Here is a 19,116-nt window from a genome sequence, read left to right as displayed (position 1 = left end):
CCTACCCTCGCTCTCCGGGTGCAGAAGAAGCCATTTCGGCCTTTCCTACTTCCAGTTCAGGCTTCACATTCAACAGTCGCAGTGCGTCACTCATTACCCGTGAGAATACTGGCGCGGCCACTTCACCACCGTAGTATTCTCCGGACTGCGGCGCATCAACGGCCACAACCGTAACCAGCCTGGGGTTATCAATAGGCGCCATACCGGCAAAAATCGCCTTGTACTGGCTATCCTCGTAACCCTGGGCCCCAACAAGATGAACGGTCCCGGTCTTGCCGCCGGCCGAGTAGAATCCCGGCTGGGCCCGCTTACCGGTACCCCTTGAAACGGCCTCGCGCAGCATATTGCGAACCTGGAGGGTGACCTGCTCCGAGAGCACTCGCTGCCCCTCCGGCTTCTTATCCTGCCGGACCAGGCTCAGGGGATAGCGCACGCCACCATTGGCGATCACCATATAGGCCTGGGCCAGTTGGAGAGCGTTCACGCTCATACCGTATCCGTAAGACAGCGTCGCCTCTTCCACAGGGCGCCACTTGGGTGGCGATGGCAATACGCCCACCGCTTCGCCGGGAAAACCAATCCCCGTTGGCTGGCCAAGCCCCAGACGGGCGTAGAGATCACGAATCACATCGCCGCCAAGGTCGGTGGCAATCCGGCTGATTCCGACGTTGCTGGACTTGACGATGATCTCGGTCATATCCATGACGCCATAGTTGCGATGATCCCGGATGGTGAAACGACCGAAACGGCGAAAACCCGGGTTGGTATCAATGGTGCTGTTAACGGAGTAGCTGCCGGATTCCAGAGCAGCCGCCATGGTGATCGGCTTCATGGTTGAGCCGGGCTCGAACAGGTCGGTAATAGCCTTGTTTCGAAGATTTTCCGCTGCGAGCTGACTGCGGTCATTGGGGTTATAGGACCCCTGGTTGACCATCGCCAGGACCTCACCTGTATCCACGTCGAGCATGACCAGCGTACCCCCTCTGGCATTATGAGCCGCCACGACAGCCTTGAGTTCCCGGTAGGCCAGGTACTGGAGGCGCAGGTCGATGCTGAGGGCGAGATTCTGGCCGGGGCTGGCATCGCGAATCAGGGTCAGATCCTTGATAATCCGGCCACGGTTGTCTTTCAGGACCCGCTTCCGGCCGGTTTCACCGGACAGCCACTGGTTGTAGGCAAGCTCGATCCCTTCCTGCCCGCGCTCGTCGATGTCGGTGAAGCCCACAACGTGAGCGGTCACTTCGCCCGCGGGGTAATAGCGACGGTACTCCTGACGGGTGTATATCCCGTCAACTTCCAATTCGAGAACCTTTCTGGCCAGATCCGGCTGAACCTTGCGGCGCAGATAGATGAATTCCCGCCCGGAGTATTCTTCGAGACGTTGCCGGAGAGAGGCTTCATTGATATCGAGCAGCCGCGCAAGGTTGGTGAGTCGCGCCTCGGAGGGATTGGCTTCAGAAGGATTCGCCCAGATGGTCTGCACTGGTGTGCTGACTGCTAGCGGCTCGTCATAACGATCGGTGACAACACCACGATGAGCATCAATACTCTCAACCCGGATCGTACGGACATCACCCTGCTTGCGCAGGAAATCATTATCCACAACATGGAGGTCGACCAGGCGCCAGCCAAGCACACCCACGACCAGGAGAAAGACGCCCACGACGGAGCCAAAACGCCAGACTGCCAGCCCGGACGCCAAACGCTGCCCCCATGTTGTCTTCTTTCCCTGATCGGACACGTCGATCACCCTGATTCGTTGTTGTTCTCGTTGATTACCGGCTGGTAACCGGCGACATCAGTGGCACCAGCACAATATCCTGACGTCCCGGCACCACCATGCCGAAACGTTCAGCCGCCAGCTTTTCGACCCGGCCATGAGCGCTCAACGCGCTCTGCTCGAGCAGAAGCTGGCTCCACTCGCTCTGATAACGGTCGCGCTCGGACTGAAGCTGCGACAGTGTGTTGAAAAGCTCCCGGTTCTCGTGGGCACTGACCACTACGCCAATAGAGGAAGCCAGCAACACGGCAACCAGACCAAGCGAGACAAGCACCTTGCCCTGCTTCGTGGCAGCGAAAACCTGCCTTGAAATCCGGACCGCGGTTGCAACACCGTTCCGGACCTTCTGCTTGTTGAGCTTCGCCGTCTTTACCGGCTCTTCAATGGCAACAGCGCCCATGGTTACGCGCTCCCCTGCGAGTTTTTCCTGATATCGGTGCGTTCCAGCACCCGCATGACTGCACTGCGGGCACGTACGTTGTCACTTACTTCTTCTGCGCCGGCCTTGCTGGCCTTGCCAACGAGCCGGAAGTCCGAGGCTTCCTGTTCTGCGGTTACGGGCACACCTTTGGGCAGCTGTGGCCCGCGCGCCAGATCCCTCATGAACCGCTTGACCAGCCGGTCTTCCAGCGAATGAAAACTGATGACCACCAGACGCCCCCCCGGGGCAAGGTGGTCAACAGCAGACTGAAGACCCACTTCCAGATCTTCCAGCTCCCGGTTGATAAAAATCCGGATTGCCTGAAAGGTCCGGGTGGCCGGATGCTTATGTTTCTCCTTCTTCGGCACCGCCTCGCTGACCAACTCTGCCAACTGGCGAGTGGTCTCGACGGGCGCTGCCTGACGACGCTCGACCAGGAGCCGGGCGATACGCCGCGAGAACTTCTCCTCGCCGTAACGGAAGATCACGTTTGCGATGTCCGACTCGTCCGCTGTCGCAAGCCACTCGGCCGCACTGGGCGATTGCTCTGTATTCATGCGCATGTCCAATGGGCCATCACGCATGAAGCTGAATCCACGGGAGGCATCATCAAGCTGCGGCGATGATACGCCGAGATCCAGCAACACACCGTTCACTGTCTGCCAACCCTGACCGGCCATGGCAGCGCCCAGCTCGGCGAAAGAACCGTGGAAACTGTGAAACCGGTTATCCTGGGCTTCCAATTCCTTTGCCGCGCGGATTGCCTCGGAATCCTTGTCGACACCCAGCAACCGCGCCGACGGGCCGAGGCGACCGAGAATAAGACGGCTGTGACCACCCCGTCCAAAGGTGCCATCCACGTAATAACCGTCGGGGTCGTTGACCAGATAGTCGACCGCCGAATCCAGGAGCACCGAGCGATGCGAGTACGCTGCTCCGGCCTCCTGACTGCGATCGGTGGTCATAAGGACAGCGCCTCCATCTCGGGCGGCATGTCTTCGTCATCAGAGGATTCATCCAGCCAGGCAAACCAGCGCTCTTCACTCCAGAGCTCGAGCTTCTTGCCTTGCCCGATCAACATCAGCTTTTTCTCCAGATGGGCATAGCTTCTCAGGGTTGGCGGAATCAGAATTCGCCCGGCCGAATCCAGCTCCATGGGCGCAGCATTACCCAGGATCAAACGCTGCAGCCGCCGGGCCGCCTTATTCATATTGGGAAGCGCCTCGATTTTGGGCCGTAAAACTTCCCACTCGGGCTCCGGATAGACCAGCAGGCACCGCTCCTCGTCAGCGTTTGCTGTCAATACAATGCGCCCACCACAGGCCTGCGCGAGCTCTTCGCGCACCTTGGAGGGAATCGCCAGGCGACCCTTCGCATCCATATTGATGGCATGACTGCCGAGAAAATTACTCATTTACGCTGTCTCTGGGTGCCCGATATCCACAAAAAACCACTAGAAACCACTTTTTCCCACTTCTGCACACTATAGAAACACGCAATACACAATGCAAGCGCCGCAATCAGCGCCACACTTGGAAAAGTTCCTTTTATGACAAGAGGTTACAGAGACGGATTCGACGAAATGGTGAGATTACGGAAAAGAAAAGAAGCAAAATCAAATACCTGCAAAAAAGTCTGAAGACTGCAAGTGAGGTTTAAGATTTTTTGGATATAAAGGACATCTGTTGAGAATGACGAATGCCACAGGAAGGGAAAAGAGCGAGCTCGCCGATAAGCCGGGTTCTGTCTTGGACAGTCATTCATCTAGGGTCTGCGTCACCACAGACCTCAAGCAACCTACCCGAATCCAGCGCGGGCCACGCCATTGGATTCCTATTTGGTCTTGCTCCAGGTGGGGTTTACCATCGCCGTGGACTGTTGCCAGCCACGCGGTGCGCTCTTACCGCACCGTTTCACCCTTACCGGCGCCCGAGGGCGCTTAGGCGGTATACTTTCTGTTGCACTTTCCGTCGGCTCGCGCCGCCCAGGCGTTACCTGGCACCTTGCCCTGTGGAGCCCGGACTTTCCTCCCCCGGAAAACCGGCGGCGACTGTCTGGCGAGCTCGGGCGAGACAATACTCCTGCGCCCAGAGCCTTGCAAGGGAAAACGCCACTGCACTCAGCTGTCCTTCAGCGCCAGTGCGCGCTGGTAAAGCTCATTTTTCGACAAACCGGTCAGCTCCGAGGCCATTTTGGCGACCTTCTTCACCGGCAGCTCTGCCAGCAAAACCCGAAGCACACGGTCCACATCCATGGTAGCCGCGTCATCGTTACCGGGTTGAGCCATCGCACCGCGAACCATGACCACGAACTCCCCCCGGGTTCCGTGGGGGTCCTGTTCCAACTCTGCCAGAACCTCCGCAACCGAACCGGAATAGAAGGTTTCAAAGGTCTTGGTGATTTCCCGCCCCAAAACCATCTCACGATCCTCGCCCAGCACCTCGGCAATATCCCGCACCGACTCCATAATCCTGTGAGGCGATTCGTAAAACACAAGAGTGGCCAGCTCATTGGCCAATGGCTCAAGACTGGCCCTGCGACCAGAACGTTTGGCAGGCAGAAACCCCACGTACAGAAAGCGGTCCGTCGGCAGGCCGGCCGCGCTCAGAGCCACCACCAGTGCACAGGGACCCGGAATCGGGCTCACCCGATACCCCGCAGCCCTGGCGTCGCGCACCAGCACGTAGCCAGGATCGGAGATCAGCGGTGTACCGGCGTCGGAGATCAGCGCCACATCGCGCCCAACCTTAAGCTCAGCGAGGATCCCGGCAGCGCGGTCTTTTTCGTTATGGTCATGCAACGCGATCATTCGTTTCTGTATGCCCAGATGGCTCAATAGCCGGCCACTGTGACGTGTATCCTCTGCTGCGACCACATCCACGCCGGCCAGGGTCCGGGTTGCCCGTGGAGACAGATCCTCAAGATTGCCAATCGGGGTGGCAACAACATAAAGAGTGCCGCCCAATTCACCCCTTCGGCTATCGGACGACGGAAAATCGCTGACCTCGTTTTTCAAAGCTTGTGCCTCTGTGATCGGGTATCAGGGACCGTGACAGTTACGTCATGTGAATTAACCCCGGAGCTGTTAAACTTGCCAGCGTTAGTCTGGCGCTACAAGCCCAATCATCCGGAGTATGTCGAGCCTGCCATGTTAAAGATCCGCATTCATCAACGAGCCCTGGCCAGCGTATTTACTGCCGCCCTTTTGTCGGCGGGCTGCGCCACCGTGAATCTCGAAACCCATATCGCGCAAACGGCTGACCAGGCACTCGAGCTTGCCGGCAACGAAGATAATATCGAGACCGCCCAGGCCTACCTCCTCCGGATCGCCAGCAGGTTCCAGGACCAGGGCAACGACATGGCAGCACGAACGCTACTTCAAAGTTCGCAGCTGGCGCAACCGGCTGCGGGCCTTGGCAACCAGAAACTCCTGCTGGCCATGGCAAGCGCCAAGGCTCTCGAGGATGAATCCTGGGCAAGAGAGCTTGCCGCCGAACTCACGCCGTCGACTTTCATAGACTACCCGGCCGACCTGATGGCCCGGGCGGCCAACCTGCAGGCGGACACTTACGACCTGGCGGGCAAACCCATGCCTGCTGCCATGACCCTGATCCTGCTGGCCCAGACGGATAACACGGCGGATGCGCAAAAGATTCATAACCGCATCTGGTCCCTGCTGGAGACGGTACCGGGCAACGAGCTGAGCTCGGCCTCTGCCGAAGCGATTGGCTATGAAGCCCAGGGCTGGCTCGAGCTGGCGAACCTGGTGCGCAATCCGGACACCGGCATAGACGAGCAGGGCCGACTCATCAGAGGTTGGCAAAACAACTGGCCCGGCCATCCCGCCGCCCAGGTTCTGCCCTCGGAACTCCAGCTGATCGCCACACTGGCGGACAGCCGTCCGGAAAAAATCGCTCTTGCCCTGCCTCTCCAGGGCCCGCTGGCAACGGCTGGCAAAGCGATCCGGGATGGCTTTTTGGCAGCCTACTATCTGGATGACTCCGCCGACCGGGGCAAAACCGACATCCGGATATTTGATACGGCCGGCACCTCTTTCAGCGAACTTTACAAGCAGCTGTCGGAACAGGATATCGACCTGATTGTCGGCCCCCTGGAAAAAGAGGCGCTGGCCGGACTGGGCTCAATGAATACGCTGCCGGTACCCGCCCTCGGACTGAATTATCTGCCTGCGGAGACCAAGCCTGCTAACGGACTTTACCAGTTCGGTCTCTCGGCCGAGGACGAGGCCCGGCAAATTGCCGACCGGCTTGCCGCAGAACAGCTGCGCCAGGTTCTGGTCCTTATCCCCGGCGGCGAATGGGGCGATCGCGTTGAAGCTGCCTTACTGAAACGCATGGCTTCCCATGAAGGTGTTGCCCTGGATATCGAGCGCTTCTATCGGGAAGACAACCTGCGGGCGGTAACGGCTGACCTGCTGGGCATCACCGTTTCCCGCGACAGGGCCATCCAGGTTGAACGCACCATTGGTATGAATGTCGAATTCGAGCCACGTCGCCGGCAGGATGCCGACGCCATCGTGATGGTGGCAGAACCCACTGTTGCGCGGCAATTCAAGCCGCTTTTCGCCTTCTATTTCGGCGGAGACCTGCCTGTATACTCGCCTTCCATTATTTATGAGGGCACACCGGCACCTTCACGGGACCGCGACCTGAACGGTGTTATTTTCACCGACATTCCCTGGGTTCTGGGCGAGGATAATGAGCTGCGTACACGAGCCACTGAGAATCTGTCCGGAACCCGTGGCCAGCCCGGGCGCCTTTTCGCCATGGGCGCCGATGCGTGGCACCTGAGCAAACGCCTGCCGTTGCTGAAACAGGTCGAAAGCGCCTCGATATCAGGGCAAACAGGTGTCCTGACCATGACACCCGAGGGCAGCATCCATCGGGAACAGCTCTGGGCCCAGTTCCGCAACGGAGCTCCCGAGCTCATCCCTGAGCCGGTAACCGAAGAGGGAGAGATGGAAAGCGCCCAAGAGGAAACCGCCCCCCTCAGCGAATAACACCAAAGGAGCAAAGCAGCAGCCATGGATGGCATCAAAACCCTGGGTAACCACTTCGAGGGCGTTGCAGCCCGTTACCTCGCCAGTCGGGGCGTCCGGATAATTGAGCGCAACGTCTACAATCGCGGTGGCGAGATTGATCTCGTCGGCCAGGAGGGTGAGACTCTCGTCTTCTTCGAGGTTCGCTATCGGGGCGCGGGCAGTCTTGTTGATCCTGCAAGCTCCATCAATTACCCCAAACAAAGACGCCTGATTCGTGCAGTGTCGTTTTACCTGCACAGGCACGGGCTCTGGGACAATCTCTCACGGATAGATGTGGTTGCCATCAGCCCGGGTACCGTCAAAAAATACCGGGTACAATGGATCAGGAATGCAATTCTGGCAGGATAGTGATACCGAAAATGACCGACACCGAACACCAGATCAACCAGTGGTTCGCAAGCCATATGGAGCATACCGCGCAGGCCGCCAGTACGGCCGGCCCTGCTATCGAGGAGGTTGCCAATGCCTTCGTGGAAACCCTGCTCCAGGACGGGAAAATTATTACCTGCGCCAATGGTAATGCCAACATTCTCGCCCAGTACTTCTGTACCGCTCTTCTGAACCGGTTCGAACAGGACAGGCCGGCACTGCCCGCCATCAATCTCGGCGCCGACGCAACGACCTATTCGGCCATCTGCCGTGATAACCGTTTCAACGACACCTTCTCCCGTCAGGTCCGGGCGATTGGCAAACCCGGGGATCTGCTGTTCGTGATCGTCGACGATGGCCACAAGGCAAATCTTATCCAGGCTATCCAGGTTGCCCATGACCGGGAAATGAGTGTCGTGGTTCTCAGCGCCAGGGAGAAATCGGACATAACCTCTTTATTGCATCCGGAAGACCATGAAATCGCCCTGAACGATCTCAGCCCCACCGAGGCCACACCTCTGCTTTTGCTCATCATCAATGCCCTTTGCGGGCTTATCGACGCAAAAATCTTCGGGGGATAAAAAAAGCCAGCGTAAGCTGGCTTTTTCAGAACGAGTGCGCGGGAGTTACTTCACAACCTTGAGGGTAGGTCTGCCCGAGGGGCGATCCTCCTGACCGGGTGAAGGCTGCTCACCATCGCGCTCCCTTGAGGTACCGTCAGGATCGGGGGAGCCTGGCTCACTGCCGAAGACCATGCCCTCACCGTTTTCCTTGGCGTAGATCGCCATCACCGCCTGCAACGGAATAAACACCTGCATGGGCACGCCTCCGAAACGGGCACTGAATTCCAGCGCGCCATTACCGATGACCAGGCCGCGCACGGCGCCCGGGCTGATATTCAGCACAATCTGCCCGTTCGCGACATGCTCGGTGGGCACCTGCACACCCTGAATGCCTGCATCCACTACTATGTAGGGGGTACAGTCATTGTCCAGAATCCACTCGTTGAATGCTCGTACCAGGTACGGACGGCTGGACGTCATGGTGTTTTTACTCTCAGCCACTGCCACTCTCCTGCTCCGGCCAGCGGAACGTTACCAAATCAGCTGCGAATGTCTTCTTCCAGATCTGACAGGCTTGCCTTGAAGCCATCCCGACCGAAGATGCTCTCCATATACTTCTGCAGCGGCTTGGCCTGCTTCTCATTCAGCTCAATACCCAGCGACGGAAGACGCCACAGGATAGGGGCAATGCAACAGTCAACAATGGTGAACTCTTCAGACAGGAAAAACGGCATCTCACCAAACAGCGGCGCCGTCGCCAACAGACTTTCCTTCAGCTCTTTACGAGCTGTGTCGGACGCCTTGGCGTTCGGCTGGGCCAAAATCTGGTCGACAAGGCCACACCAATCCTTCTGGATCCGATGGATCATCAGACGGCTGTTGGCCCGCGCAACAGGATAAACCGGCAACAAGGGCGGATGCGGGAAACGCTCGTCGAGGTATTCCATCATGATGTTGGGCTCATAGAGCACAAGATCACGATCGACCAGCGTCGGCAGGGCGTTGTATGGGTTCAGGTCCGCCAGTTCAGCCGGCGGGTTGTCCGGATCCACATCAACGATATCGACGGTAACACCCTTCTCTGCCAGAACAATACGCACCCTGTGGCTGTAATGGCTGGCCGGATCCGAGAAAAACGTCATTGATGACCGCTTGGTCACAACGCCCATAGAACTACCTCACGAGTAAACAAACCGAAATGATCCTGAAAAAACGCAAAAATCCAGCGGGCCGGTTATGCCCGCTGGAACTCAGGGGACGGGATTATACCCTATTTCTCAGTGTACGTCCTTCCAGTACTCACGATTGAGCAAGTAGGCAAACACGAAGAAGATGGCCACGAAAATCAGGACAAAGATCCCCAGACGCTCACGCTCAAGCTTGACCGGATCAGCCATGTAAGACATGAAGTTGGTCAGATCATACATGGCCTGGTCAAACTCGGCTCCAGACATGCTGCCTTCGATCGCGTACTCCGGACAAACGTCCGCGTTGTTGATGTTGCCACTCAAAGGCTCAACGCTGGCCGGGGTACCGATATTGGGCTCAACGGCGCAAAGCCCCTGCATCCCAACCAGAACATGGGGCATACCCACAGCAGGGAACACCACGTTGTTCACGCCCAGTGGACGCGACTCGTCCTTGTAAAACCCACGCAGATAGGAATACACCCACGCCTCGCCACGCAGACGGGTTTCCAGCGTAAGGTCCGGTGGCGGAGCGCCAAACCAGTCAGCAGCCATGTCCTTGTTCATGGAGTTTTTCATCAGCTCGCCAATTTTGGCGCCGGTGAAGATCAGGTTTTCCTCATACAGCTCATCGGGAATCTCGAGATCATCAGCTACACGCTTGTAGCGCGCATACTCCATGGAATGACAACCCATGCAATAGTTGGTAAAGGTTGCCGCTCCGCGCTGGAGAGATGCCTTGTCAGAATGATCTGACTCAAAGCTGTCCAGCGGCACGGTTGCAACCGCTGCCAGCCCGAGAGCTGGCAGGACCGCGATGAAAAGACCAAAAATCAGCTTTCTCATTATCCTGTCACCCTCTCTGGAACTGGCTTGGTTTTCTCCATGCGCGTATAGAACGGCATGAGGATAAAGTAGAGGAAGTACAGCACCGTCAGAACCTGGGCAACCATTGTGCGGCCTTCAGTAGCGGGTACAAGACCGAGATAGCCGAGGATCACAAAGCTCACCACGAAGATGGCCAGTGCAATACGGCTCAGCCAGCCTTTGTAACGCATGGACCGTACCGGGCTCTTGTCCAGCCAGGGCAGTACGAACAGGATGGCGATTGCCGCACCCATCACAACAACACCCCAGAACTTGGCGTCAAGACCGAACAGGTCGATCGTCACCGCACGCAGCATTGCGTAGAACGGAGTGAAATACCACACGGGCGCAATATGATTTGGTGTTTTCAACGGGTTTGCCGGCTCGAAGTTCGGCTTCTCGATGAACAACCCGCCACCTTCCGGGAAGAAGAACACGACAATGAAGAAGATGAAGAAGAAAACGCCCACGCCGAGCAAGTCGTGCACGGTGTAATAAGGATGGAACGGGATTCCGTCTTTGGGGATGCCGTTTTCGTCCTTGTTCTTCTTGATATCGATACCGTCGGGGTTGTTGGAGCCCACTTCGTGCAGTGCCAGGATGTGAAGCACTACCAGGCCCAGCAGAACGATCGGCAGCGCCACTACGTGCAGTGCGAAGAAACGGTTGAGGGTAATACCGGAAATCAGGTAGTCACCACGAATCCAGAGAGAGAGGTCCTCACCGATCACGGGGATAGCCCCGAACAGGTTAACGATAACCTGCGCACCCCAGTAGGACATCTGGCCCCACGGCAGGAGGTAGCCCATGAACGCTTCAGCCATCAGGATCAGGTAGATCAGCATACCGAAGATCCAGATCAGCTCACGCGGCTTCTGATAGGAGCCGTACATCAACCCCCGGAACATGTGGAGATAGACCACAATGAAGAATGCCGAGGCACCAGTGGAATGCAGGTAACGCAGCAGCCAGCCCCACTCGACATCGCGCATGATGTATTCAACGGATGCGAATGCGCCTTCCGCCGAAGGGTTGTAGCTCATGGTCAGCCAGATTCCCGTGACCAACTGGTTCACGAGAACCAGCATCGCCAGGGAACCAAAGAAGTACCACATGTTGAAGTTTTTCGGGGCGTAGTACTTGCCAAGGTGCTTGTTCCAGGCATCAATGACCGGAAGCCGTTCGTCTACCCAGTTGAGTAACTTGCTCATTACGCTGCCTCCGGATCAAGACCAATCGTGAGGGTCACATCATCGTCGTAACGATAGGGCGGCACCTCCAGGTTCAGGGGAGCAGGCTGCGCCTCATAAACCCGGCCGGCCATATCGTATCGTGAACCGTGACAGGGGCAGAACAGGCCGCCCAGCCACTCGTCACCCAGATCTGCCGGAGCAACTTCCGGGCGATAGGATGGAACACAGCCAAGGTGGGTACACAGACCTACAAGCACAGCAAATTCCGGTTTCAGCGAGCGCAGGATGCCATCGATATACGGAGGCTGCTGCGGCGCTTCAGACTGGGGATCTTTCACCCGGTCGTTCAGCTTTTCGATATTTGCCCGCATTTCTTCGGTACGGCGGATGATCCAGACCGGCTTGCCTCGCCATTCAACAGTAATCTGCTGGCCCGGCTCGATCTTGCTGATATTGACGGTTACCGGTGCACCGGCCGCTTCCGCTTTTGCACTGGGATTCCATGACCCCAGGAACGGAACCGCCGCACCGACGACGCCGACTCCACCCACCACAGACGTAGCACCGATCAGAAACCGGCGCCTGCCTTGGCTCACGTCGCCATTACTCATTATGGTTTTCTCCCATCAGGCGATGTCACAGCCCGCAACGCAGCCGGCAATGTGCATCTAAAAGGACTTCACAACCCAAAAATATAAGCGCCCAAATGGTAATGAAATTACCAAAGGCTTACAAGTCGGAAAGCCGCCGCTGGCGCCTCATCCCTGTTCCAGATCAATTTGCTGACAAATCGCCCGAACACAAAAAAACCCGACCGAAAAGGGCCGGGTTTTCCAGGATCTGCTCCAGCGAAATTAACGCTTGGAGTACTGAGGACGCTTACGCGCCTTACGCAGACCCACTTTCTTACGCTCGACTTCACGTGCATCACGGGTAACATAACCCGCTTTACGCAGCGCCGGACGCAGAGTTTCGTCGTAATCCATCAGAGCGCGGGTCAGACCATGGCGAATTGCGCCGGCCTGGCCACTGATACCACCACCCTTGACGGTGATTTGGATATCAAAACGATCGGTAGATTCGGCAACCACCAAGGGCTGACGAACGATCATGCGCAGGGTATCACGACCGAAGAAATCTTCGATTGAGCGACCATTGATAGAGATGTTACCGCTTCCCGGCTTGATAAAAACCCGAGCCGTGGATGTCTTGCGGCGACCAGTACCGTAATTTTGTGCTACAGACATATCCGCCTTCCGTTAAATGTCGAGTTCTTTGGGCTGCTGGGCTGCGTGAGGGTGCTCAGCGCCGGCATAGATTTTCAGCTTCTTGAACATGGCGCGACCGAGCGGTCCCTTGGGAAGCATGCCTTTGACAGACTTCTGGATGATTTGCTCGGGCGCCTTGTCGACCAGCTTCTCGAAGTTGATGGATTTGATTCCACCCGGAAAGCCGGTATGACTGTAGTACATCTTGTCAGATGCTTTCTTGCCGGTAACCCGCACCTGGCTGGCGTTGATCACTACAATGTAATCACCAGTGTCTACGTGGGGGGTGTACTCAGGCTTATGCTTGCCCCGCAGACGAAGGGCGATTTCGGTTGACAGACGACCCAGCGTCTTGCCGGCTGCGTCTACAACGTACCAGTCACGTTTTACTGTTTCTGGTTTCGCACTCAGAGTCTTCATTGATTCCGCCTTGAACGCTATATAAGAAACGTTAAAAACCACCACCGGTAAATGCAAGGCATCCGGAGGGGGTTCCATACCTGTGTTGCGTTGTCATCATTCGGGGCTGAGATAATGACATCGCCTTGAAAAGCCAGGGCGCGAAGTATACTCGAACCACCCAGGAAAGCCAACCCTGTGTCGCCTCGTTTCGTTATTCCCCTATACCGGCAGCGGCCCAACCGTATAAACGAGAGACGTTTTCCAGAAGTGCCGGCGCCAGTTGCTCCGGCGACGCGCCACGGAGCTCCGCGAGCGCGTCCAGAATATCCGGCAGGTAGCGTGGAGAGTTCTTTCCCTGCGGTACGCCTTCCGGCGCCATATCTGGGGCATCGGTCTCAAGCACCAGCGCCTCCAGCGGCAATCTTGCAACTGCATCGCGAGTCTTTCGGGCCCGGGGATGGGTGATCACGCCCCCCACCCCGATAAAGCATCCAAGATCGACCAGCTTTGCAGCCTGCCGGAAGCTTCCGCTGAACCCGTGAATCAGGGCTCGACCGTGCCACTGGCGACGATTGAGTAAACCGTGGACTTCGTCATGGGTCTTGACCGAGTGGATCACCAGCGGCATGTCCAGCTCCCGGGCCAGATCCACTTGCGCCTCAAACCAGGGCCATTGCGTTTCGAGGTTGCCTTTGAGCCGGTCGAGGCCGCATTCACCGATTGCCACACAGCGGTCGGGATGCCCCTGCAGCAGCCGGCGGAGCTGATTCAGGTCTTCTTCAGAATGCTCACCCACAAACCAGGGATGAATGCCGAGACAGTAAAACAGACCATCATGAGCCAGCGCTGTCTCGCGGACCCGGTCCCAGTCCGGTCGCCGGACACCGGGTATCACCAGCCTGCTGAGTCCGCGCGATCGGCCCTGATCAAGCTCTGCATCGCGGCGGCCGTCGAACTGCGGAAAATCAAAGTGGCAATGGGCATCGATCAGCTGCACAGTTACCTCCGCCCGGAATCGTTAATGCTCCCGGGTCTTGTGGAACTGAATGTCTGGATACCTCTCCTGGGCGAGATTCAGGTTGACCATGGTCGGAGCAATGTAGGCCAGCCTGTCACTGCCATCGAGGGCCAGGTTGTCGTTGTTCTTGCGCTGGAACTCGTCAAGCTTGCGCTCATCGCTGCAGGTGACCCACCGCGCAGTAGCCACGTTAATTGGCTCGTAGATGGCCTCCACCTTGTATTCGCTTTTCAAGCGACTGACCACCACATCGAACTGCAGCACACCGACCGCGCCCACGATAAGATCGTTATTTCGCAGGGGCCTGAACACCTGGACAGCGCCTTCTTCCGAGAGCTGTATCAGCCCTTTCTGGAGCTGCTTGGCCTTGAGCGGATCCTTCAGACGAATCCGGCGGAACAGTTCGGGCGCAAAGTTGGGGATGCCGGTGAACTTCATGTCGTCGCCGGCAGTAAAGGTATCACCCAACTGGATAGTGCCATGGTTGTGCAGGCCGATGATATCGCCGGCAAACGCCTGTTCGGCGTGTTCTCGGTCGCCGGCCATGAACGTCAGCGCGTCGGAAAACCGAACTTCCTTGCCGATACGGACATGGCGGGCCTTCATACCCTGGTTGTAACTGCCGGAGACAATGCGAAGGAAGGCAACACGGTCTCGATGTTGCGGATCCATATTTGCCTGAATCTTGAATACGAAGCCCGAGAACCCGTCATCGGCCGGCTGGACCAGTCTCTGGTCGGTTTCCCGCGGTTGCGGCGCCGGCGCCCACTCCACCAGACCGTCCAGCATGTGGTCCACGCCGAAGTTACCCAGTGCGGTACCGAAGAAGACCGGCGTCAGTTCGCCAGCAAGAAAAGCTTCCTGATCAAACTCATGAGACGCGCCTTTGACCAGCTCAATTTCATCGCGCAAGTCGCCTGCGTAAGCGCCAATCGCCTGATCAAGCTCCGGGTTGTCCAGCCCTGAGATAACGCGCTTGTCCTGAATCATATGCCCCTGACCGGACTGATAGAGAATGACCTCGTCCCGAAGCAGGTGATAAACCCCTTTGAAGCTCTTGCCCATGCCAATGGGCCAGGTGATCGGTGCACAGGCAATTTTCAGAACTTCCTCAACCTCGTCCATCAGCTCCACCGGATCCCTGGTGTCCCGGTCCAGCTTGTTCATGAACGTGATAATCGGCGTATCCCGCAGCCGGGTAACCTCCATCAGCTTGATGGTCCGCTCCTCGACACCCTTGGCGCTGTCAATAACCATCAGACAGGAGTCCACCGCCGTGAGCGTGCGGTAGGTGTCTTCCGAGAAGTCTTCGTGGCCCGGCGTATCGAGCAGGTTTACCAGCTTGCCACCATAGGGAAACTGCATGACGGAGGTGGTTACCGAAATACCCCGCTCTTTCTCCATTTCCATCCAATCGGACTTGGCATGCTGGCCAGACTTCTTTCCCTTGACTGTTCCGGCCTTCTGGATTGCCTGCCCGAACAACAGCACCTTCTCGGTAATCGTGGTTTTACCGGCATCCGGGTGCGAGATAATGGCGAAGGTGCGGCGCTTGGCCACTTCCTGGGAAAGGTTAGACATAATCAAAAAGCAACCTGAATCTGAAGTTCTGGAAAAGGCGGCCATTATAGGCCCTATGCCGCTGTGACGCTAACCCGCACTACAGTGATCACTAGCCAAGGGCAAGCATCAGGACCCGGGCATCCTCCCGCCCACTGGCAGACGGATAATACCCGGGGCGCTGGCCGATCTCATGAAAGCCCTCATTCTGATACAAGGCGAGGGCGGCATGATTGCTTACTCTGACTTCGAGCAACAACTGGGCCATGCCTTCATGGGCTGCGGTTGCCAGCACATGCCTCAGAAGATAGCGACCCACACCCTCACCGCGGGCTCTCGGGTGAACGCAGATATTCAGCAAATGCGCTTCATCAACCATATAGGCCACGACAGCATACGCCGTGAGCGTGCCCCCATGGCAGGCACCCCAGAGCCGGTAGTTGTCCTTGAAACAATCCAGAAACACCGATTCGCTCCAGGGGTGGGAATATCCCTGGCGCTCTATATCGAGCACTTCCAGGACATCCTCGGGTATCAGGGGCCGTACGATCAGATCGGCGTCGAGAACTTTTTGGTAGGTTTCCGGATAAGGCATTAACGGGCGACCAGAGGCCGTATCTGTTCCCATAGGGACCGCTTCAGTGTCGGGTTACCGGCAATCGCGGCAAGGGTGTGCGGAAACCGAACTGCTGCTTCGCGACCAAGCGCTTCCCTCAGCCAGTTCTGTTCTGCATCTTCTCCACCCTGCAAGACTACAACCTGCTGACGCTCTATGCCTGACAGAACACTGCGCATCACCTCAACAAAGTCATGGCCGGAGTTCCCGGGCACCAACAGATTGTTAAAAATGGGCCAGGAGACTTGCCCGAGCACTCGAGGCTGGCCTTCACCAAGGCTCTTGAGAATATTCAGGGCGAGGGTTTCCTGCAGCCGACTGCTGGCATCCTCGGACATGCCTCCGATAAGTACCGCCCCGGTTCCCGCCCAGATCATGAAGTTAACGCTCTCAGAGGGAATCCCGGAAGCCGGTTCTGACATTTCCTCTGGCGGTGCTTGCTCCGCAGCGTCATCCGACCCGGAAGGCGATTCGGGGGGCTCTCGCGAGGTTTTTCCTGGGGCGACAGCCTCACCTTCCATCAATGCCTGCAGATCCGCAATTCGGGCAACGCCCTCAGTTCGATCCGGCACTGCCGGTTTACCCGGCGCCGCGCGGCCTGACTCTCTTACCGGGCGGGGTACAGATTCGGAAATTCCAGGGATTGCCTCCGGAGCATCAACCTCCTCAGGAAACTCAAAATCCGGGCTGGGGGCCGCGCCCGGCAACGGTTGCCGGGCATACCACATGCGTATCCCCGCCGCTCCCAGATAAAACTGACGCTCTGCTTCCGATCCAATCATTTACTTAGCCTGCCGGGACTCACCGAATTTGCAGTCTCACACATCCGCAACCTGTGGATGCTGTCGAATTCCACCCTTACTGATCAGGTTCAAGGCCTCTATGTAAGCCTTGGCGGACGCGATGATGATATCAGTATCAGCACCGACGCCGTTAACGATGCGGCCACCGCGTTCCAGGCGCACAGTCACCTCACCCTGGGCATCGGTGCCGCTGGTAATATTGTTTACGGAATAAAGCTGGAGATTGCAGCCCGAATCTACCAAAGATTCGATCGCCTTGAACGTGGCATCGACCGGGCCGCTGCCCTCAGCTTCAACCTTGTGCTCTTTACCGTCCACGGTCAGGGTCAGATTGGCCTTGGGCACCACCCCGGTCTCGGAGCATACCTGCATACAAACCAGACCGTAGCGGCCATCTTCCTCTTTCTGGCGGGTATCGCTGGCAATCGCCTGCAGATCCTCATCAAAAATCTCATGCTTGAGATCTGCCAGCGCCTTGAACCGTGTAAAGGCCTCGTTCAGCTCCGTCTCGGTCTCAAACTGAATTCCCAGCTCAAGCAAACGGGTACGGAAGGCGTTCCGACCGGAGTGTTTGCCCAGGACGAGGCTGTTGGTATGCCAACCCACGTCCTGCGCCCGCATAATCTCGTAGGTCTCCCGGTGCTTGAGAACTCCATCCTGGTGTATCCCGGATTCATGGGCAAAGGCATTGGCGCCGACGATAGCCTTGTTGGGCTGTACAGGAAACCCGGTGATTGTGGAAACGAGACGAGACGCGGGCACGATGTGCTGGGCATCAATGCGGGTATCGATATGGAACAGATCCTGGCGAGTACGAACCGCCATGACAATTTCCTCGAGCGCCGCGTTACCGGCGCGCTCACCCAAACCATTGATGGTGCACTCTACCTGACGGGCCCCCTGGGAGACCGCCGCCAGGGAGTTGGACACAGCCAGCCCCAGATCGTTGTGACAATGCACCGAAAAAATGGCCTTGTCCGCGTTTGGAATCCGGTTCATCAACTGACGGATGGTTTCACCGAACTGTTCGGGAATGGCGTAACCGACCGTATCCGGGATATTGATCGTGCTGGCGCCGGCATCAATGGCGGCCTCGATGATCCGGCAAAGGAAGTCCAGCTCGGAACGTCCGGCGTCCTCGCAAGAGAATTCTACGTCGTCGACATGACTCCGCGCGCGCTTCACCGAGCGAACCGCCTGCTCGATCACTTCATCGGGCTGCATTTGCAGCTTGTGCTTCATGTGAATGGGCGACGTGGCGATAAACGTATGAATACGCCCTCGCTGTGCCGGCCGGATAGCTTCTGCCGCGCGATCAATATCCTTGTCGAGCGCCCGGGCAAGACTGCAGATCGTTGAGTCCTTGATGGACTCGGCTATCGCTTTCACCGCCTCGAAGTCACCCTGACTGGCAATCGCGAACCCTGCCTCAATAACGTCGACCCGGAGTTTTTCCAGCGCTTTCGCAATGCGGAGCTTCTCCGCTTTGTTCATGGTGGCGCCGGGGCTTTGCTCACCATCACGGAGCGTCGTATCGAAGATAACCAGGTGATCAGTGACAGGCATTGGCAGGCTCCATTCTGAGATTTCGTTCATTATGGAAAGAGTATATCACCGGGCTGTGGTGAGTGAGGGCTTGAGTTTCAGGCAATAAAAAACCCCAGCATCTGGGATGCTGGGGTTTTAGGTATTAGGCGCCTGACGATGACCTACTCTCACATGGGCAACGCCACACTACCATCGGCGCTGGTCTGTTTCACTTCTGAGTTCGGGATGGGATCAGGTGGTTCCAGACCGCTATGGTCGTCAGGCAAAACGGTTGATCACTGGGGGACGAGATGGAACTGAGTGGTATTGATTTCGTTTGAGCGGTTAGGCTCTGCGTTATCCGCAATTGTCTTGGGTGTTATATAGTCAAGCCGCACGAGCAATTAGTATCGGTTAGCTCAACGCCTCGCAGCGCTTACACACCCGACCTATCAACGTCCTGGTCTTGAACGGCTCTTC

20 protein-coding genes, 2 rRNA genes and 1 other RNA gene are annotated in these 19,116 nt (G+C 57.3%); 3 read left to right on the top strand and 20 right to left on the bottom strand.

What is annotated here, in order from left to right; translation table 11 throughout:
* Position 1: 1 nt before the first annotated feature.
* The 6 genes from ACWJ62_RS10745 to rsmI form a co-directional block, all read right to left on the bottom strand.
* Complete coding sequence (locus tag ACWJ62_RS10745; RefSeq protein ID WP_449286194.1) at positions 2-1,741, bottom strand: peptidoglycan D,D-transpeptidase FtsI family protein; 1,740 nt, start codon at positions 1,739-1,741, stop codon at positions 2-4.
* A 34-nt stretch (positions 1,742-1,775) separates the two neighbouring features.
* Positions 1,776-2,180 carry a cell division protein FtsL gene (ftsL, locus tag ACWJ62_RS10740; RefSeq protein ID WP_449286193.1) on the bottom strand — a complete coding sequence of 135 codons (405 nt, stop codon included), beginning with the start codon at positions 2,178-2,180 and terminating at the stop codon, positions 1,776-1,778.
* A 2-nt stretch (positions 2,181-2,182) separates the two neighbouring features.
* Positions 2,183-3,166: a 16S rRNA (cytosine(1402)-N(4))-methyltransferase RsmH gene (rsmH, locus tag ACWJ62_RS10735; protein ID WP_449286192.1), complete on the bottom strand. Its 984-nt coding sequence runs from the start codon at positions 3,164-3,166 to the stop codon at positions 2,183-2,185.
* A complete protein-coding gene (gene mraZ, locus ACWJ62_RS10730) occupies positions 3,163-3,615 on the bottom strand; it encodes a division/cell wall cluster transcriptional repressor MraZ (RefSeq protein WP_008176533.1) in 453 nt (150 codons plus the stop codon). The genes rsmH and mraZ overlap by 4 nt, the downstream gene beginning before the upstream one ends.
* A 302-nt stretch (positions 3,616-3,917) precedes the next feature.
* An RNA gene (gene rnpB / locus ACWJ62_RS10725) (RNase P RNA component class A) lies at positions 3,918-4,267 on the bottom strand.
* A gap of 53 nt (positions 4,268-4,320) precedes the next feature.
* A complete protein-coding gene (gene rsmI, locus ACWJ62_RS10720) occupies positions 4,321-5,217 on the bottom strand; it encodes a 16S rRNA (cytidine(1402)-2'-O)-methyltransferase (RefSeq protein WP_449286191.1) in 897 nt (298 codons plus the stop codon).
* A 75-nt stretch (positions 5,218-5,292) separates the two neighbouring features.
* Here rsmI and ACWJ62_RS10715 point away from each other — a divergent pair, with 75 nt between their 5' ends.
* The 3 genes from ACWJ62_RS10715 to ACWJ62_RS10705 are packed head-to-tail and all read left to right on the top strand — an operon-like array spanning position 5,293 to position 8,213.
* Positions 5,293-7,221 carry a penicillin-binding protein activator gene (locus ACWJ62_RS10715; protein WP_449286190.1) on the top strand — a complete coding sequence of 643 codons (1,929 nt, stop codon included), beginning with the start codon at positions 5,293-5,295 and terminating at the stop codon, positions 7,219-7,221.
* Positions 7,222-7,245: 24 nt separating this feature from the next.
* Positions 7,246-7,611 carry a YraN family protein gene (locus tag ACWJ62_RS10710; protein ID WP_449286189.1) on the top strand — a complete coding sequence of 122 codons (366 nt, stop codon included), beginning with the start codon at positions 7,246-7,248 and terminating at the stop codon, positions 7,609-7,611.
* Positions 7,612-7,622: 11 nt separating this feature from the next.
* Positions 7,623-8,213 (top strand): D-sedoheptulose-7-phosphate isomerase, encoded by a 591-nt coding sequence (locus tag ACWJ62_RS10705; RefSeq protein WP_449286188.1) that lies wholly within the window; start codon positions 7,623-7,625, stop codon positions 8,211-8,213.
* Positions 8,214-8,258: 45 nt separating this feature from the next.
* Here ACWJ62_RS10705 and ACWJ62_RS10700 read toward each other — a convergent pair whose 3' ends face one another.
* From ACWJ62_RS10700 to ACWJ62_RS10635, 14 genes are all read right to left on the bottom strand, one after another.
* Positions 8,259-8,675 (bottom strand): ClpXP protease specificity-enhancing factor, encoded by a 417-nt coding sequence (locus ACWJ62_RS10700; protein WP_449286643.1) that lies wholly within the window; start codon positions 8,673-8,675, stop codon positions 8,259-8,261.
* A gap of 59 nt (positions 8,676-8,734) precedes the next feature.
* The gene (locus ACWJ62_RS10695; RefSeq protein ID WP_449286187.1) at positions 8,735-9,364 is read right to left on the bottom strand and encodes a glutathione S-transferase N-terminal domain-containing protein; all 630 of its coding nucleotides are present in this window, start codon (positions 9,362-9,364) and stop codon (positions 8,735-8,737) included.
* 108 nt (positions 9,365-9,472) lie between these two features.
* Positions 9,473-10,228, bottom strand: coding sequence for a cytochrome c1 (locus tag ACWJ62_RS10690; protein WP_449286186.1), 756 nt, complete (start codon positions 10,226-10,228; stop codon positions 9,473-9,475).
* Positions 10,228-11,460, bottom strand: coding sequence for a cytochrome b (locus ACWJ62_RS10685; RefSeq protein ID WP_088829218.1), 1,233 nt, complete (start codon positions 11,458-11,460; stop codon positions 10,228-10,230). Before ACWJ62_RS10685 ends, ACWJ62_RS10690 begins: the two co-directional genes overlap by 1 nt.
* On the bottom strand, positions 11,460-12,053 hold the full coding sequence (gene petA / locus ACWJ62_RS10680; RefSeq protein WP_449286185.1) for a ubiquinol-cytochrome c reductase iron-sulfur subunit: 594 nt from the start codon (positions 12,051-12,053) through the stop codon (positions 11,460-11,462). The genes ACWJ62_RS10685 and petA overlap by 1 nt, the downstream gene beginning before the upstream one ends.
* Before the next feature lie 243 nt (positions 12,054-12,296).
* Entirely contained in the window at positions 12,297-12,689 is a 393-nt protein-coding gene (gene rpsI, locus ACWJ62_RS10675; RefSeq protein ID WP_069184011.1) for a 30S ribosomal protein S9, read from the bottom strand.
* 12 nt (positions 12,690-12,701) lie between these two features.
* Positions 12,702-13,130, bottom strand: coding sequence for a 50S ribosomal protein L13 (gene rplM, locus ACWJ62_RS10670; protein WP_008176556.1), 429 nt, complete (start codon positions 13,128-13,130; stop codon positions 12,702-12,704).
* Positions 13,131-13,323: 193 nt separating this feature from the next.
* The gene (locus ACWJ62_RS10665; RefSeq protein ID WP_449286184.1) at positions 13,324-14,109 is read right to left on the bottom strand and encodes a TatD family hydrolase; all 786 of its coding nucleotides are present in this window, start codon (positions 14,107-14,109) and stop codon (positions 13,324-13,326) included.
* Positions 14,110-14,130: 21 nt separating this feature from the next.
* Positions 14,131-15,711 carry a peptide chain release factor 3 gene (gene prfC, locus ACWJ62_RS10660; RefSeq protein WP_449286183.1) on the bottom strand — a complete coding sequence of 527 codons (1,581 nt, stop codon included), beginning with the start codon at positions 15,709-15,711 and terminating at the stop codon, positions 14,131-14,133.
* Positions 15,712-15,802: 91 nt separating this feature from the next.
* A complete protein-coding gene (gene rimI, locus ACWJ62_RS10655) occupies positions 15,803-16,318 on the bottom strand; it encodes a ribosomal protein S18-alanine N-acetyltransferase (protein ID WP_449286182.1) in 516 nt (171 codons plus the stop codon).
* Complete coding sequence (locus ACWJ62_RS10650; protein WP_449286181.1) at positions 16,285-17,088, bottom strand: 2-isopropylmalate synthase; 804 nt, start codon at positions 17,086-17,088, stop codon at positions 16,285-16,287. The genes rimI and ACWJ62_RS10650 overlap by 34 nt, the downstream gene beginning before the upstream one ends.
* 36 nt (positions 17,089-17,124) lie before the next feature.
* Positions 17,125-18,675: a 2-isopropylmalate synthase gene (locus ACWJ62_RS10645; RefSeq protein ID WP_449286180.1), complete on the bottom strand. Its 1,551-nt coding sequence runs from the start codon at positions 18,673-18,675 to the stop codon at positions 17,125-17,127.
* A gap of 130 nt (positions 18,676-18,805) precedes the next feature.
* Positions 18,806-18,920, bottom strand: a 5S ribosomal RNA gene (gene rrf / locus ACWJ62_RS10640).
* 99 nt (positions 18,921-19,019) lie between these two features.
* Positions 19,020-19,116: ribosomal RNA gene (locus tag ACWJ62_RS10635) — 23S ribosomal RNA — on the bottom strand; the annotation flags it as partial.

It is taken from the genome of Marinobacter sp. PE14 (assembly GCF_053566155.1).
Note: the sequence above shows the minus strand (reverse complement) of the source record. Positions and strands in the feature narration are given on the sequence as shown.